The organism is Clostridium sp. DSM 17811 (assembly GCF_018861905.1).
GTDB classification, from domain to species: Bacteria; Bacillota; Clostridia; order Clostridiales; family Clostridiaceae; genus Clostridium_AD; species Clostridium_AD frigoriphilum.
On the sequence record NZ_JAHLDU010000007.1, the window covers coordinates 58,344 to 73,567 of the forward strand.

The window sequence follows — 15,224 nt, forward strand, 5'->3', positions numbered from 1 at the left end:
ACCTCATATATATTTTAAACGGGAGGAAGATTATGGAGAATACAGATGAAGCGTTTGAATTTTACAATGCAGGTGCTGAAAAAAGCAGATTAGAAAGAGGTCTTGGAGTTTATTCTTCTTGGCTTTCAGAGATGAATAATGAAGTACATCTTTTAGAATTAGTATCATCCGCAGTTGAATATGTAATTAAAAATCAAAGCCAAGATAATACTTTCATTGCAGAAGTTTGTGACGCAAGAAATATTAATTAATATTGTGTAGTAACCAAATATCATAGATTCTATAAAATAATAATTTTTAATATGGACACAATAAAACCAAAATTATTATTGAGGTGATTATATTGAAAAGAACTTTGGTGTTTGTGTTAATATTATTTGTTTTAGTTTTTATACCTATACAAAATCCTAAGGCTTACTATGTTATAGGTGTAGTGAACAATAAAACTTTAAGCTCAGATATAGCAATTAAAGATGGTAATATAGTAATGATTTCTTATACTGATAGTGTTTCGGAGAAAACCCATAACGACATGGAAATATATAATATTAAGAGAATCGATGATTTTATAAGAAATATAAACAAAGGGAGAAAAGATAAAATTCGTATTGTAGAGTATGGAAAAAATGCCACTGGTACATGGGTAAATAAATTGTATGATTTAAAATATGATGGAAAGAAAATAATTGATATTGAGTATGATACATATTCCAATCCTAATGCGTTTATTCCAAGCCAACCAGAAATGTTCAATACGATAATAAAGCGAGATTATCCTGATGGAATATCTTATAGAATTTGTGATTCAGAAGGCGAAAATGATGATTGTGCCAAATTAATTAGTTTTTCCAAAAGCAGTATAATTGACAATAAAAAGTAGTATTATAAATAGTTTTTTCGATTAGTGGTTTTATCATATTTCGTCACAAGTAACCCTACATAATTTAATGTGGGGTTACTTGTATTAATATTGTGAATGTAACAAGTGAGTTACATTCACATTGATGCTATTGCTTATTTACTTATATCTCATTACCATTTTTACAATAATTAATACAATTTTCCAACCATTTAATAGTAGACTCTTCTCGTATAATAGCTCCGTCTAGAACCAGATAATCTCCAAAAACATCACTATTAAGAGGTGGAACGCCATCGTAGGGTTCCTTTTGCTCGTGTAAAAAGGTAAGTCTTTCATTATGCTTAAGTAATTGATGTTCCAATAAGTCGATTCTAGTATTTACATCTAAATTACTTGAAAAATACATTCTAAGCCTAAAAATATTTTTGGGGGTTTGCTCCATAGGGACATCCTTTTTCAACCATTTTAAAAATTCTTTTTTACCTTTTTCTGTGATATCATAAATTTTTTTTTCTAATATATCCCCACTAATTTCGATATCATAAATTATAAGTTTTTCGTCGACTAATTTTTTTAATTCTGGATAAATCTGACTGAGTTTTGCACTCCAAAACTCAGCTAATTGAAAATTAAATTCTTTTCCTATGTCATAACCAGTTATAGGTTTTCTATTTATTAATCCTAAAATTGCATATTTAAGAGTTCTCATTAACACACCTCATCCTTTTACCTATTTATTATAACACGGTTTTTGTAAATTACAATTTAAGTTGATTAGTAGAATCATATAACATAATACATATAAACATTTATATATATTATATTATATAACTGCATTGACATGATTGGTACATTGTGATAATATTAACAAAAAGAGACAAGGGGGACAATATTATGGAATTGACAAAAAAAAGATGGGGTATTTTGATTGCAAGCTGTTTTATTAATCTATGTGTTGGGTCGATATATGCATGGAGTGTATTTGCAGCTCCCATGGCAAAGCACTTGAGTAGTATTACTGGAATTGCATTAACTGCGGGTAGTTTAGCAATTGCATTTGTTATCACTAATTCAATTGCACCTATTACTATGATTTCGGGTGGTAGAATTAATGATATGTTTGGACCAAAAAAAGTTATTTTTGTCGGTGGTCTGCTTTTTGGAGGTGGTATGATATTAGCAGGTTTTTCGAATGGAGTAGGGTCCTTAGTATTTGCGTATGGCATCGTAACAGGTCTAGGTACTGGGTTAGTTTATGGATGTACAATCAACAATTCAATTAAGTTTTTCCCAGACAAACGTGGTTTAATTGGGGGTATCACAACTGCAGCTTATGGCTTAAGTTCTGTAATAGTACCACCAATTGCAAATGTATTAATTATTAATACTGGAGTAACTTCAGCATTTAAGATAATAGGTATTGCATTTATTGTTATTGTATGTAGTGCTTCTTTCTTTATTGAGAAATGTCCAGTGAACTTTGTTCCAGAAGGGTGGACACCACCGGTTTCTAATGGTAAGTTGAACAGAAATGAGAAAGACTTTAGAGGAATGCTAACAAGTCCTAAATTTTATGTAATGCTTGCAATGTTAACATGTGGTGCATTCTATGGTTTAATGTGTACTTCTCAGGCTTCTCCTGTAGCACAGAAAATGATTGGAATGTCAACTGTGGCAGCAACTGTTGTAGTTTCTACCTTGGCATTATTTAATACTGCTGGTCGTATTATCGCAGGTTATATTTCTGATAAAATAGGTCGAATCAATACGCTCACTGGTGCTTTTGTCCTTTCTATTGTTGGACTTATATGCCTGTATTTTTCAGGACAAGGAGATGTTGTGACCTTTGATATCGGTATTTCAATAGTTGGTTTATGTTTTGGTGCATTTATGGGCGTTTTCCCTGGATTTACTGCAGATCAATTTGGTTCTAAAAACAATGGTGTGAATTATGGAATAATGTTTATAGGATTTGCATTGGGAGGCTATTTTGGACCAACAGTGATGACAAATGTATTTAATACAGATAATAGTTATCAAAGAGCATTTATATTAGCTGCGGTTATTGGGATTGTAGGTCTTTTATTAACATTTGTTTATCGTTATGTGAATAAAAAAGATATGAATACCAAAGAAACTATAAGCGTATAAAATAAATATTTAACAAACAGATGAGGATTAAAAATATAAATCAAAAGGGAGAATAAAAGTATGCAAAGAAAGTATCCAAACCTATGTAAACCAATCAAAATCGGAAATGTGAATTTCAGAAACAGAATGTTTTCAGCTCCAATGGGAGGAACAGATATAACAGCTGATTGCACTATTGGACCTGCTTCAACAGCTTTTTATGAATTAAGAGCTAAGGGGGGCGCGGCATCGGTTACTGTCAGTGAATGTGTGGTTCATCCAGAAACAGAAGGTTCCCATATGTTTCATTTAGATTTGGAAACAGTAGGTTCACTTGCAAGCTTTACTTATACTGCAGATGCTATCCGCCGTCATGGTGCAATTGCTAGTGTAGAATTATCTCATTCAGGACAATATGCTGGAACTTATTTAACTGACAAGAATAAAAAACAAGGACTATCTCAATGGGGACCAAGTGCTGCGATTCGTCCAGATGGTCTTCCGGTAAAAGAACTTACTCAAGAATTAATTGATGACATAGTAGCAGCTTATGGAAATACTGCTGGACTCGCTAAAAGAGCAGGTTTTGAAATGGTTATGATTCATGGTGGACATGGATGGTTAATTAATCAATTCTTGTCTCCTTATTTTAATAAGAGAACAGACAAATACGGTGGCTGTCTAGAAAACAGAGTACGTTTTGCACAGGAGGTTATTGATAGTGTCCGAAAGGCAGTTGGGGCAGGCTTCCCAATCGAGTTTAGAATGAGTGGTTCTGAATTATTTGAAGGTGGTTATGATTTAAATGACGGCGTTGAAATCGCTAAATTAATAGAATCAAAAATAGATTTGCTTCATGTATCTGCAGGAACTTATCAAAGAGGATTTGGAATAACGCATCCTTCTATGTTTTTACCACATGGATCTAATGTTTACCTTGCAGCAGAAATTAAAAGGAATGTAAGTGTTCCGGTTGCAACGATTGGTGGTTTAAATGACCCAGAGATGATGGAGGAAATTATAGCCAGTGGTAAGGCTGATGTTGTTGAAATGGCTCGTGCACTTTTAGCTGATCATGAACTTCCGAAAAAGGTTGTGACAAATAAAGATAAGGATATTGTAAAATGTTTAAGATGCTTTACATGTATGGCAGAACGTGCTATGACATCTACAAGGCGTTGCACTGTTAATCCATTAATTGGACGTGAACTAGGTGGATCAGAAGTTATTCCTTCTCCTCATCCAGGTAAAGTTCTAGTAGCAGGTGGTGGACCAGGTGGACTTGAAGCTGCTATCACTGCTGCAAAACGTGGGCATAAGGTAATTCTTTGTGAGAAATCTGATGAGTTAGGTGGAATACTTAAGGGAGAACAAGCAATCCCATTTAAGTACGAAATGTATGAGTTAGGTGTAACTCTTGGAAAATTAGCAAAGGATGCTGGCGTTGAAATTCGATTGAATACAACTGTTACAAAAGAATATGTTGATAAAGAAAATGTTGATGCATTAATTATAGCAGTTGGTTCGGAACCGCTTGTACCGCCAATACCAGGTTTACATGGTGATAATGTAGTTATTGTTAATGACTATTATTTAGAGAAGGACAAGGTTAAGGGTGAAGTAGTAGTCCTTGGAGGAGGTCTTGCTGGATGTGAAGCAGCAATACATCTTGCACAAGAAGGTAAGATTGTACATCTAGTAGAAATGAGAGCAGAACTTGCTCCAGATGCAAATATTAGGCATCGTCCTATTTTACTTGCAGAAATAGAAAAAAATAATAAGATCCATGTTCATATGGAATATAAGGGATTATGTGTAACGCAAGAAGGTGTTGTCTGTGCTGATGTAGCTTGCGTGGAACATCTAGTTCCAGGTACTACAGTAATCTGTGCACTTGGACAGAGAGCAAGAAGAGATGTAGTAGAAGACTTAATTGACTGTGCACCTTTTGTTAGAGAAATTGGTGATTGTGTAAAAGCATCTACCATAACAACTGCAATATATCAAGGATATCATGCAGCTCTCGATATATAGGTATGAGATCTAATTATGAATAAGTAACATTTCAAGTAATGCAAAATTAAACCCTCAGACTGGATTTCTCTTAAGAAAGAAAATCCAATCTGAGGGTTTTTAGTGTCATGAAATGCTAAAAATTATTCATTGGAAGTTTTATATACTTTCCTCGGATGTCTTATCTGGAATTACTGTCCATCCAATGGAGTGCCAAAATTCTTCAAAATCAAAGGTGCTATTTTGGGTAAATATAAACCCTGTATTAATTCCAATTTTTTTTAATTCGCATAATGAACGATCTACCATTAGTTTGCTTATTCGTCTGATTTCATATTTATCATAAACAGCTATATGGTAAATAAAACCTCGTATGCCATCATATCCACATAATACAAAACCAATTATTTTTCCTTCCACTGTACATGATACTGAACTAATTTTAGGATTTCTTTTTAAGTAGTTCATTAAAACTTCCTTTTTATAAAAATTTTTCGAAACTACAGAATTAGAATCTATGTTCCTTAATGAAAGGACGTTCTGTAAATCCGATTCTTCCATAGCCCTAATTATTATTTCAAGTTCCATTTAACTCACCTCAGATTAGTCAAATTATTAGCTGGTACAACAAATAATTATACACTTTTAAATATTCTTTTCAATAAAAGAATATTTAAAAACATTGAGATGAAAATAAATTTATAGTATAATTAATTTGGAAATAGAACAATAATTTACATACTTACTTAAAATTATACAAATAGTTAAATATTAAACGTGGGAGATGTAACATGAAAAAGATTTTTAAAGCATTTATAATTATGATTTTAGCTTTCGTTGTGTGTATACCTATGCAAACAATGGTACAAGCTAGCACATTTACCAGTATGAGTTCTAAAAAAGATGTGGAAGTTAGTAAGCCTTGGACAGTGAGTTTTAATAAGGCTTTAAGTCTTCCAACGGTAAATACCACGAATATTAAGGTGGTTGATGAGAATAATAATAACATAGATATTACAGTTGTCCTAACTAATAACAATAAAACTGTAGTAGCTCAACCTGTTAAAAATTATGAATCTGGAAAGACTTACACGTTGATAGTAACAGACAATGTTAAGTCTAGCGACGGAAAAGTTCTTCCGAGTGAAGTTAGAATGGATTTTACCACCAAAAGTTTACCTACTAAACCAAGTGAGTTTACGGTATGTATTGACCCAGCTCAATACTATAGTACAATAACTAGTAACAGTGGTGTCAAAGCTAAGGATATAAATCTAAGTACAGCATTAAAACTAGGTACAATACTAAAAGCAAGAGGATTTAATGTAGTATATACAAGAGATAGCGATGCAGTATCTTGGACTCAAAGTGGTGAGGATGATGCAAAAGCACTAATTGCTAAAAATGCAAATGCTGATGTGTTTTTAAGCATAAACATGAATTCGTATACGCCAGATTCTGCTGCGAATGGGATTGAAACATATTACACAACTGACAAAAGTGCGAATAAGTTACTCGCGTCTTCGTTGCAAGCTGAACTAATAACAGCAACAAAAGCTAAGGATAGGGGAATACAAGTAGCAGATAGTACAAGTAATTTTGCAATATTAAATAAGACAAGCTGTCCTGCGATAGTTGCAGATTTAGGATTCATAACTAATCCATCTGAAGAAATATTATTAGAAAGTCAGCAGTATCAAAATAATGCTGCAAAGGCAATAGCTAATGGGTTAATGAGTTATGCTGGATTTGCAAATAATGATACTACTTACGATAATACTTCAACAGCAACTTCAGCTGCAGATATACTTGTTAATGTAAACGCAGGTGATAAATATATTCTCCCTGCAACTACAAATGTTACTATGAGTAATAATACTAAGAAAACGCTTGGAGTAACATGGCCTAATAATGTATTCAATATAATTGATTCAGGTACTTATAACTATTATGGAACTATAAACGGGACTAGTGTAAAAGTAAAAGCTATAATTAATGTAGGAGCGGCAATTACACCAGCTGCACCGATTATAATAACTACACCAACTACAGAATTGCAATCTACGGTAATCGGAGAAAAGTTATTTATATATTTGACTCCATCAGCCAATGTTGTTAGTACACTAAAGGCAGCAGTAAAATTGCATGATGGAGTAACAATAAATAACTGTGTTTATTTTTCAAGCGAGGCAATGCGAAGAATAAGTGTACCAGTACCTATAGGGGTATGCAACACACATCAATATTTAAATTATTTAAATAGTAATAAATGGTCAAAAACAAAGGATATTAAAGAGCTTGCACCAGGAAGCCTTTGTTTTACAACAAATGATTGTACTGGATATCCTACACATACGTTTGTATTTATGGGATGGGTTAATGACGGTGATTACACTATAGCATATGTTGCAGATAATCAAGGACAGGCTGTACACACACGAAGTATGTTAGCAACAGGTGATACAGATGCTTTCGCTTTCTTTATGTCCAAATAAATATTTTTTAGAGGATACGTACGAATTTAGGTTTACGGCTTTAAGCATGTTATATATGGTATGAAAGATCTGTATTAAATAATGAGGAGCTACATCGGTTGATGTGGCTCTTTTTTGCTCGCTTTTCAGGAGAAGTGGGAGAATATAACCTTATTTTTAATAAATAGGGGAAAGGGATAGAGAAAATAATGATTATAAATATATTGCTTGATACTATTGTGATAAAATGATTATAAATAAAAATCATAAAAATAATGGAACACATGGAGTTGATATTATGAACTATACAGAGGCTCAAGATAAATTGAATGAAGATAAATTTAGCCACAAATGTATTTTAATTAAAGGGAATTCGGCAAGTGGCAAAACAACTCTTGCAACTACTAAATACAAGAATCTTATAGAAAATGAAAACATTAAAAGTTCAAATATATTATGTTTATTTATGAATAAATATCAAAATATAACATGGACCAAAGAGATGATTTTTAATACTTCTGGTGAGATTAGAAAAAGCTCTTATTATGGATTTATTAGGAGAGAACTATCCCTTTATTGGCCTTATGTAGTAGAGGGGTGCACGGAAATAAAAATTAATATATTAAAGCCTGAGTTTGCATCTTTTGATGCTACCAATTATGCTATGAAAGCCTTAGTAGAACATTTTAGAAAAGCTAAAGGATATTTTCAAGATATAACATCAACCTCTTCAAAAATAGCATCAGATTTAATTTCTAACATTAATAATGCTGCGCTGTCATTAGTGCCTTTCAATGAAATAGGAACTAGGCTTTATAATTCATTAGAGGTAAATGATTTCTTAATTAAAGAAACATATAATCAATTAGACGAAGTAACTATGTATTATATTTCAAAATTACTCTGTAATGGTGTTGTAGATTATGGACTATCATTTTATTTATATAATAATTACTTACTTCATGATCCAAGATATAATAGTATAAATAATATAAAATATCTTATAGTAGACGATATAGATGAATCATCCCCTGCAGAGCAAGAATTGATATTTAAGATTATTAGTAATGTAGACAGGGCATATTTGTTTTATAATCCTAAAGGGGGTTTGTGTAGTTACTATGGAGCCAATACTGATTATTTGAAGAGTAAATTAACTATAAAGCATCACGAGATTATTTTAGATGATCATTTTTGCTGTAATGATGATTTTATTAATCTTTCTAGGATAATAGATAACAGGGCTCACAATCTCTTTATGGAGGATAAAATAAATGAAGATGTGCCAGCCTTTATAGATATGACATCACAACTAAGATCGGAAATGGTCCAAAAGATAATGTTAAAAGTTGAAGAACTCTTAAATCAGGGACTTAAACCAAGGGATATAGCAATAATATGTCCATTTAATGATTTTATTGTTTCTTATGAGCTTTTGAAAAAAGCTAAGGAATTAAATATATCAGTTATGGAGACTTCTAAAAAGGATAGGTTTATAGATAATGAATATTTACACCCTTTAATAGTACTCGCGGTATTGTGTAATGATTATAAAAGTATCTCTTTAACAAAGGAAGATTATAAAAACTTTTTCTCATTTATGCTAAAGCTAGATGTTATTCGAGGGTCTTTGCTATATTCTTTTGTAACTGAAAGTGGCCTGCAAGACATTAGTCCCGATATTGAAGATAGAGTGGGCATCGAGGCAGTAGGTAAATATAATGAGTTAAAAGAGTGGATAGAAAATTATAAAGTTAATTTAATAGATCACAGGGGCTCCCTTGGCGAATTTTTCAGAAAAGCCTTTTCAGAAGTTCTTATAAGGTTGCCAAAAGTTAAAGAACATATAGAGGACTATATAGGTTTATATGAAAGCTGCGAAGGCTTCATAAATACTTTAGATAAATTAGAGTTTAAAGGGAAATCTTCAGAGGAGAGGTTTATAGAATTTATTAGGGGACAGGGAAGTGGATTTTACAACATGAATGAGATTCAGGAAATGTTATTACAAGATAATAGTATAGTCTTAACATCTCCTTATACTTATTTGACATCTAATTTAAGCAGTAAGGTTCAGATATGGACGGATATTAATAGCAATATGTGGTCTCCTAGAAATGTAGGGGAATTATCAAATTCTTATGTATTAAAGAGTAATCGAAATAGTGATGACATGTATACTGAAAGAGAAGAAAATAATAATGTTTATGGAATTCTAATGTCTGTGGTTAATTGTTTATTAAGAAAATGTAGAGGTGAATTATACATATATGGTAGTGAATATTCTCTAAGTGGATTTGAGCAAGAAAGTAAATTTGCAGATATTCTTATAGAAATATTAAGTGAAAGAGGTGAAAGCATTGATAAAGGAGATAAATGATGAAGTTAAAAAAATTGTTTATAGGGAGGACCAGTTGCCTATAATGTTGTATCGAGGAGGAACTATGGCAGTGCCAGCAGTTCCAGGTGCAGGAAAGACTTTCATAATATGTAATCTAGTATGTGAAATTATAAAGGATAAGGTCCATAAACCTGGTAAAATACTTATAGTAACTTTTATGAATAGTGCAGTTAACAACTTTAAACATAGAATCTCTATGGTGTTACAAAATAAGGGAATAAACGCAAGTAATGATTATGAAGTCATGACTATCCATAGTTTAGCACTGAAAATCTTAAAAGATAGACCAGATGTAATGGGTGTTAATGAAGAATTTAAAATATTGGATGATGTTAATAAAAGTTTATATTTAAATAATTGCATATCAATGTGGCGAAGGAAGGGCGGAGAATTCACATTTAAGAAGATGATATCGGATAAATCCTTAAATAAATACGGTGGGAAACAAGATAAGTGGTGGAATGATTTTTTTACAACAGTTGATACAACTATTGGTGAATTAAAGATAAATGACATTTCTGCTGAAAAATTAAAAGAAGATATAAAATCATTAGATCAAAATAGTATCTTAGTACATATATCTGAAATTTATGATACTTACAGTAAAATTTTAAAAAGTGAGGGGTATATAGATTATAATGATTTGCTAATTCTTGCGTATAAACTTTTAAAAACTGATGACACAGTTAGGGAAAAGGTGCAAAAAAAATATACATTTGTCTTTGAGGATGAATGCCAAGACTCTAATTTAATTCAAGGAAAAATACTAAGTTTAATTTCAGAGAAAAGTGGTAATTTAGTAAGAGTTGGGGATGTTAATCAAAGTATAACAGGAACATTTACAGCGTCTGACCCTGAATATTTTAGGGAGTTTTGTGGCAAGGCAAATAATGCATTCAAAATGTTTATGGCGGGGCGTAGTACAAATCATATTATTGATTTAGCAAATGAACTAGTTGAGTTTACAAACAATAAGCATGGAGAAGAAAAGTGTAGAAATGCATTAGTAGATCAAAGAATTAAAAGTTTAGATGATAAAATTGAAACCTGCAAGGATAACTATGGTATAAGCACTATGATTTGTAATTCAAGAGAAGATGAAACTAAAAAAGCAGTTCGCGTGGCTATGAAATTTAAAGAAAAATTTCCTGGGAAAACCTGTGCAATATTAGTTCCTTTTAATAATCAAGTTAGAGAAATAGCAGATATTCTTAGAGCTTCTAATATCGAATGTGATGAGTTATCAAATAAATCAGATAAAAAAATTAAAGTTACGAGTACATTAGGATATATACTGCAATTTATTTCAAGACCACAAGATAGTGTTTTATTTAAAGATTTAATTAAGAATGTTTTCTGCGAGGAACAAAATGAAAAAAGTGAAAAATTATTCCATTTTATTTGTGGTTATGATGTTGAAAAGCTGATGTACCCAAGTTGCGGCAAAATAAATGAACTGGATATTCCAGGAGAAATATTAAACTCTAAGGTGTATAAACAATTTATTAGTTCTATGGATTTAATTAAAACAATATTTGAATATCCTCAGACACATTTTGATAGATTAATTTTATATATTAGCGATGTTCTAAATTTTACGCTTGAAAACAAAGCAATGGCAGAGGCAGTTGCGTCTTATGTTAGATTTGCGTCTATTGATAATAGTGGATTTTCATTAGCGTTTGTAGCAGAGCAATTGCTAGATGGAAAGAATGGAATACTTGATCATATCTCAGGTATAATATACGACTTAGAGGGGTATGAACCATCCCCTGATAGAGTAACAATATCAACTTGTCATAAAGCTAAAGGGCTAGAATGGGATTGTGTACTAATATTAAATATTACATCTTATCAGTATCCTTATATGACAAATGATAAATTTAAAGACTATTATTATTTGAAAGATGAATTTAAAAGCCCAACAGTTCTTTGCAGGGCCGAAATTGCTAAAATTTTAGGTAATAATATTTGTGAAGATCCATTAAAGGAAGCTAAAATACAAATAATAAATGAAAAAATAAGACTTTTATATGTAGGGATAACAAGGGCTAAGGAATATTTAATCTTAATGGCAACCCGATCTAATGAAGGAAAATGGAATGAAGATAAACCATCAAAGTATTTTTATGTTCTTCAAGATTACATAAATAGTCAAAGGGGTGTTTTATAAATGTTGGACATTAGAAAATTAAATCATGTCTATTATAGTCAAAATCTTTTAAATACTTTTGATAAATGTCCTCTTAAATTTAAAATAAAATATTTGGATAATATTAGATGGAAAAAAGATTCAATAGATGATGAGGATTATTATGAGAATATGAACATGGGACTGGATTTTCATCTCATAGCTCAAAGATATTTTTCAAATATTACTTTGGTTATAAATGAGAGTAATACTGAATTACTCCACTTTACAAAGTCGCTTCGAGAAAAATTTACTATTATAGATGAGAATATATATTTGCCAGAGTATGAAATTAAAATGAGAAAAGATAATATTAGGATTCAAGCGAAGTATGATTTAATAATTATTAAGCCAAATAATAAAATAGAAATATGGGACTGGAAGACAGAAAATAGGAAGCTCGATTATAGTGAAGTAAGTAAAAGAATGCAAGCTATTGTTTATATGTATATAGTAGGAGAAAGGTCCTTAGAAATATTTGATAGAGAGATACCATTTGAAAATATAAGCATGAGTTTTTGGCAACCTCAGTTTAAAGAGGATATCATCACTATTAATTATTCAAAGAGTAAGCATAAAGTATATGAAGAAAAAATTATAGATATAATACGCAGGCTTACTAATTATGATTTTAGTTTAGATTTCAATATTGAATTGTATAGAAAAATGTGTAAGTATTGCGAATTCGCAGGGGATACTCAGGCATGTGATGCTTTTGTTTAGTGCTTCATAAATGTGGATGTGTAAGTATGAAATATTAAAATAGAGTCAAACATATTGTTAAGTGGATTAAAGAAATATTGTAATATTTTATAATATAAAGATTTTAGTGTATTATCTTATAATAGACATAATATTATTATTAAATTTAAGAAAAAGAAATGGAGAGATATGATTTGAAAGGTAAATGTTATTACTGCAACGAGAAATTATCAGAAAGAACCGTTAAAAAACATGTTAAAGGCTGTAAAGTTAGGAAAGAAAAGATAGGAGAGTCTATCGCGAGTTCTAAAAAAACTAAGAGTCAATATATTTTGTCTATACTTCCACAGTATGGATCAAAAGAGTATAGTTTGTATATAGCTATAGATATAGATTTAACTTTAAAGAATCTGGATAGTTTTTTAAGAAATATTTGGTTAGAATGTTGTGGACACTTAAGTAGTTTTATTATTGATGACATAAACTATGACTCTTCAATAGAAGATGAATTTGAACTTTTTCCTCAAACTGAAACAATGGATTTTAAATTAAGACAGGTGATTTCTGTAGGTGATAAATTTAAATATGACTATGATTTTGGTTCTACTACTGCATTAAAACTTGAAGTTATAGATGAGTATGTGGTAGGGGAGAAGTATAGTCAAATAGAAATATTAACTAGAAATGATGAAATACAAAATTTTTGTGCGAATTGTAATCAAAAGGCAAAGTATTTTGATTATGAAGAAGAAAAGTATTTTTGTAAAGATTGTGTAGATGAAGACGCTGATATGGTAGGTGAATTTGAATATAGAAATTCACCTAGGGATGGAGTTTGTGGATATGCAGGAGAAAGAGATACGGAAAAGCAGTACTTGCCAGGAAATAAATTTAAGTTTAAGAAAACTAAAATAAAAGGGCGAAAGGATATAGTTCCATTTATAGAGGATGATGAATTCAATGTAGATGATTTTAAAGGGGACTTTGAATCTCTTTTGGATATTGCAATGGATGATATGAATTCAGAAGTTGGATATAAAGCAAAAAAATTATTGAATAGATTAAAAAGAGGGAAGTTTACACATAATTTAAGAGAATTATTAGAATGTGATACAAAAGATGAATTATTAAAAACAACATATATGCTAAATATTACGAGGGTATCTAAGTTTAATAAAGGCCAACTAATAGAAAAACTTTTAGAGGTATATGAAGAGAAAATAAAAAAGGCACTATATTCAATTGATAGTGAAAGATATGAATTTTTAAAAAGAATAATGGAAAACCAGGGATATATATCTTTTGAAGATGATAAGTTCACATCAAATCCAGAATATTTTTTAGAATGTGGATTTGTTTTTGCAACGATGAGAGAAGATGGTATATATTTAATCATGCCAAATGAAACAATAAATGCTATAAAATCCATAGATAATGTGGAGTACAGAAAGATATTAGCTAAAAACACAGAAATAATAAAGTTGATGTGGGGAATGACCTATAATTATGGAGTACTATTTATGAGTGATTTTATAAAGATGCTTAATAATTATATTGACTATTCTTTAGATGAAACTGATATTTACGCAGTAATTGTAAGTGGTGCAGATTATTATGATGGGTATAGGCTGCAAGGGAATATAGCTAGTAGTATAATGGTTCCTCTAGAAGATACTATAAATATTATTAATACAAGAGATAATATTTCAAGCGATAGGGATTTCTGTATTATAGAAAAGGCTGAGCTACTTGAAGCCGCTAATGAGGAATATTTAATTGAAAATAAAATAACCATGAGATTAAAAAAGTATTTAGAGAATAATTGGGAAATAGAAGAAACACAAATTGAAATGATTATAATTAATTTATATGATGATATTCAAGAAAATGAAAAAGAAGAGGTAGTAGATAACATCATAAGTGCATTGGGAGATATAAGTGAAAAGGATCTTCAAAAACTTTTAGTAGAAATAAATAGTTTTATAAATAACACTAGACTTTGGAGACTAAAAGGATATACTTTTAATGAATTAAATTCAGAAGATAATAATAATAATAATTCTACTCCTAAGATAGGAAGAAATGATCTTTGTATTTGTGGAAGCGGTAAAAAATATAAAAAATGTTGTGGATCTAAGGTTATTCAGTTATTTTAATAAGCTTTCACTATGGCAAGGATGTATTTGTTACAAAAGGTCTAGGTAATCTAAGGGCTACTTCAGCAGATGCAGACGTTTTTAGAGTTAGAGGATAAACATTTATCTTCTAGCTCTATTTTTCTAAGTTAATATATTATGGGTGGACACTTTAATTTGCAGTATAAATAATTCATCTTAATTAGTAATAATTATAAAGAATTTATTAAGTTTAATAAAAAGATAGAATATCCGTATATAATATAAATTGGAAGAACAATAATATTGAAATGTCGTCTAAGAATTACGTGGATCA

The 15,224-nt window shown here is 30.7% G+C and carries 11 protein-coding genes; 9 read left to right on the top strand and 2 right to left on the bottom strand.

The window, feature by feature from the left end:
• The first annotated feature begins 32 nt into the window (after positions 1–32).
• Together KPL44_RS10760 and KPL44_RS10765 are read left to right on the top strand one after the other, a co-directional pair.
• Positions 33–251 (top strand): hypothetical protein, encoded by a 219-nt coding sequence (locus tag KPL44_RS10760; protein ID WP_216249722.1) that lies wholly within the window; start codon positions 33–35, stop codon positions 249–251.
• A gap of 92 nt (positions 252–343) precedes the next feature.
• A complete protein-coding gene (locus KPL44_RS10765) occupies positions 344–880 on the top strand; it encodes a DUF4362 domain-containing protein (RefSeq protein WP_216249724.1) in 537 nt (178 codons plus the stop codon).
• Positions 881–1,022: 142 nt separating this feature from the next.
• On the opposite strand, the gene KPL44_RS10770 is transcribed toward KPL44_RS10765, so the two are convergent.
• Complete coding sequence (locus KPL44_RS10770) at positions 1,023–1,571, bottom strand: PadR family transcriptional regulator (protein ID WP_216249727.1); 549 nt, start codon at positions 1,569–1,571, stop codon at positions 1,023–1,025.
• A gap of 185 nt (positions 1,572–1,756) precedes the next feature.
• On the opposite strand from KPL44_RS10770, the gene KPL44_RS10775 reads away from it, so the two are divergent.
• Both KPL44_RS10775 and KPL44_RS10780 read left to right on the top strand, forming a co-directional pair.
• Positions 1,757–3,013 (top strand): L-lactate MFS transporter, encoded by a 1,257-nt coding sequence (locus KPL44_RS10775; RefSeq protein WP_216249730.1) that lies wholly within the window; start codon positions 1,757–1,759, stop codon positions 3,011–3,013.
• A 60-nt stretch (positions 3,014–3,073) separates the two neighbouring features.
• On the top strand, positions 3,074–5,026 hold the full coding sequence (locus tag KPL44_RS10780) for an oxidoreductase (RefSeq protein WP_216249733.1): 1,953 nt from the start codon (positions 3,074–3,076) through the stop codon (positions 5,024–5,026).
• Positions 5,027–5,164: 138 nt separating this feature from the next.
• Here the strand turns inward: KPL44_RS10780 and KPL44_RS10785 are convergent, their stop codons facing one another.
• Positions 5,165–5,593, bottom strand: a complete 429-nt coding sequence (locus tag KPL44_RS10785) for a GNAT family N-acetyltransferase (protein ID WP_216249736.1) — start codon at positions 5,591–5,593, stop codon at positions 5,165–5,167.
• A 203-nt stretch (positions 5,594–5,796) separates the two neighbouring features.
• Between KPL44_RS10785 and KPL44_RS10790 the strand changes: the two genes are divergently transcribed.
• From KPL44_RS10790 to KPL44_RS10810, 5 genes are all read left to right on the top strand, one after another.
• Positions 5,797–7,500 carry an N-acetylmuramoyl-L-alanine amidase gene (locus tag KPL44_RS10790; RefSeq protein ID WP_216249739.1) on the top strand — a complete coding sequence of 568 codons (1,704 nt, stop codon included), beginning with the start codon at positions 5,797–5,799 and terminating at the stop codon, positions 7,498–7,500.
• Between the two features lie 226 nt (positions 7,501–7,726).
• Entirely contained in the window at positions 7,727–9,859 is a 2,133-nt protein-coding gene (locus KPL44_RS10795) for a hypothetical protein (protein WP_216249744.1), read from the top strand.
• On the top strand, positions 9,840–12,053 hold the full coding sequence (locus KPL44_RS10800; RefSeq protein WP_216249746.1) for an ATP-dependent helicase: 2,214 nt from the start codon (positions 9,840–9,842) through the stop codon (positions 12,051–12,053). The genes KPL44_RS10795 and KPL44_RS10800 overlap by 20 nt, the downstream gene beginning before the upstream one ends.
• Positions 12,054–12,794, top strand: coding sequence for a PD-(D/E)XK nuclease family protein (locus tag KPL44_RS10805; RefSeq protein ID WP_216249749.1), 741 nt, complete (start codon positions 12,054–12,056; stop codon positions 12,792–12,794). It abuts the gene before it with no gap.
• 173 nt (positions 12,795–12,967) lie between these two features.
• On the top strand, positions 12,968–14,929 hold the full coding sequence (locus KPL44_RS10810) for an SEC-C metal-binding domain-containing protein (RefSeq protein ID WP_216249752.1): 1,962 nt from the start codon (positions 12,968–12,970) through the stop codon (positions 14,927–14,929).
• Positions 14,930–15,224: the final 295 nt, after the last annotated feature.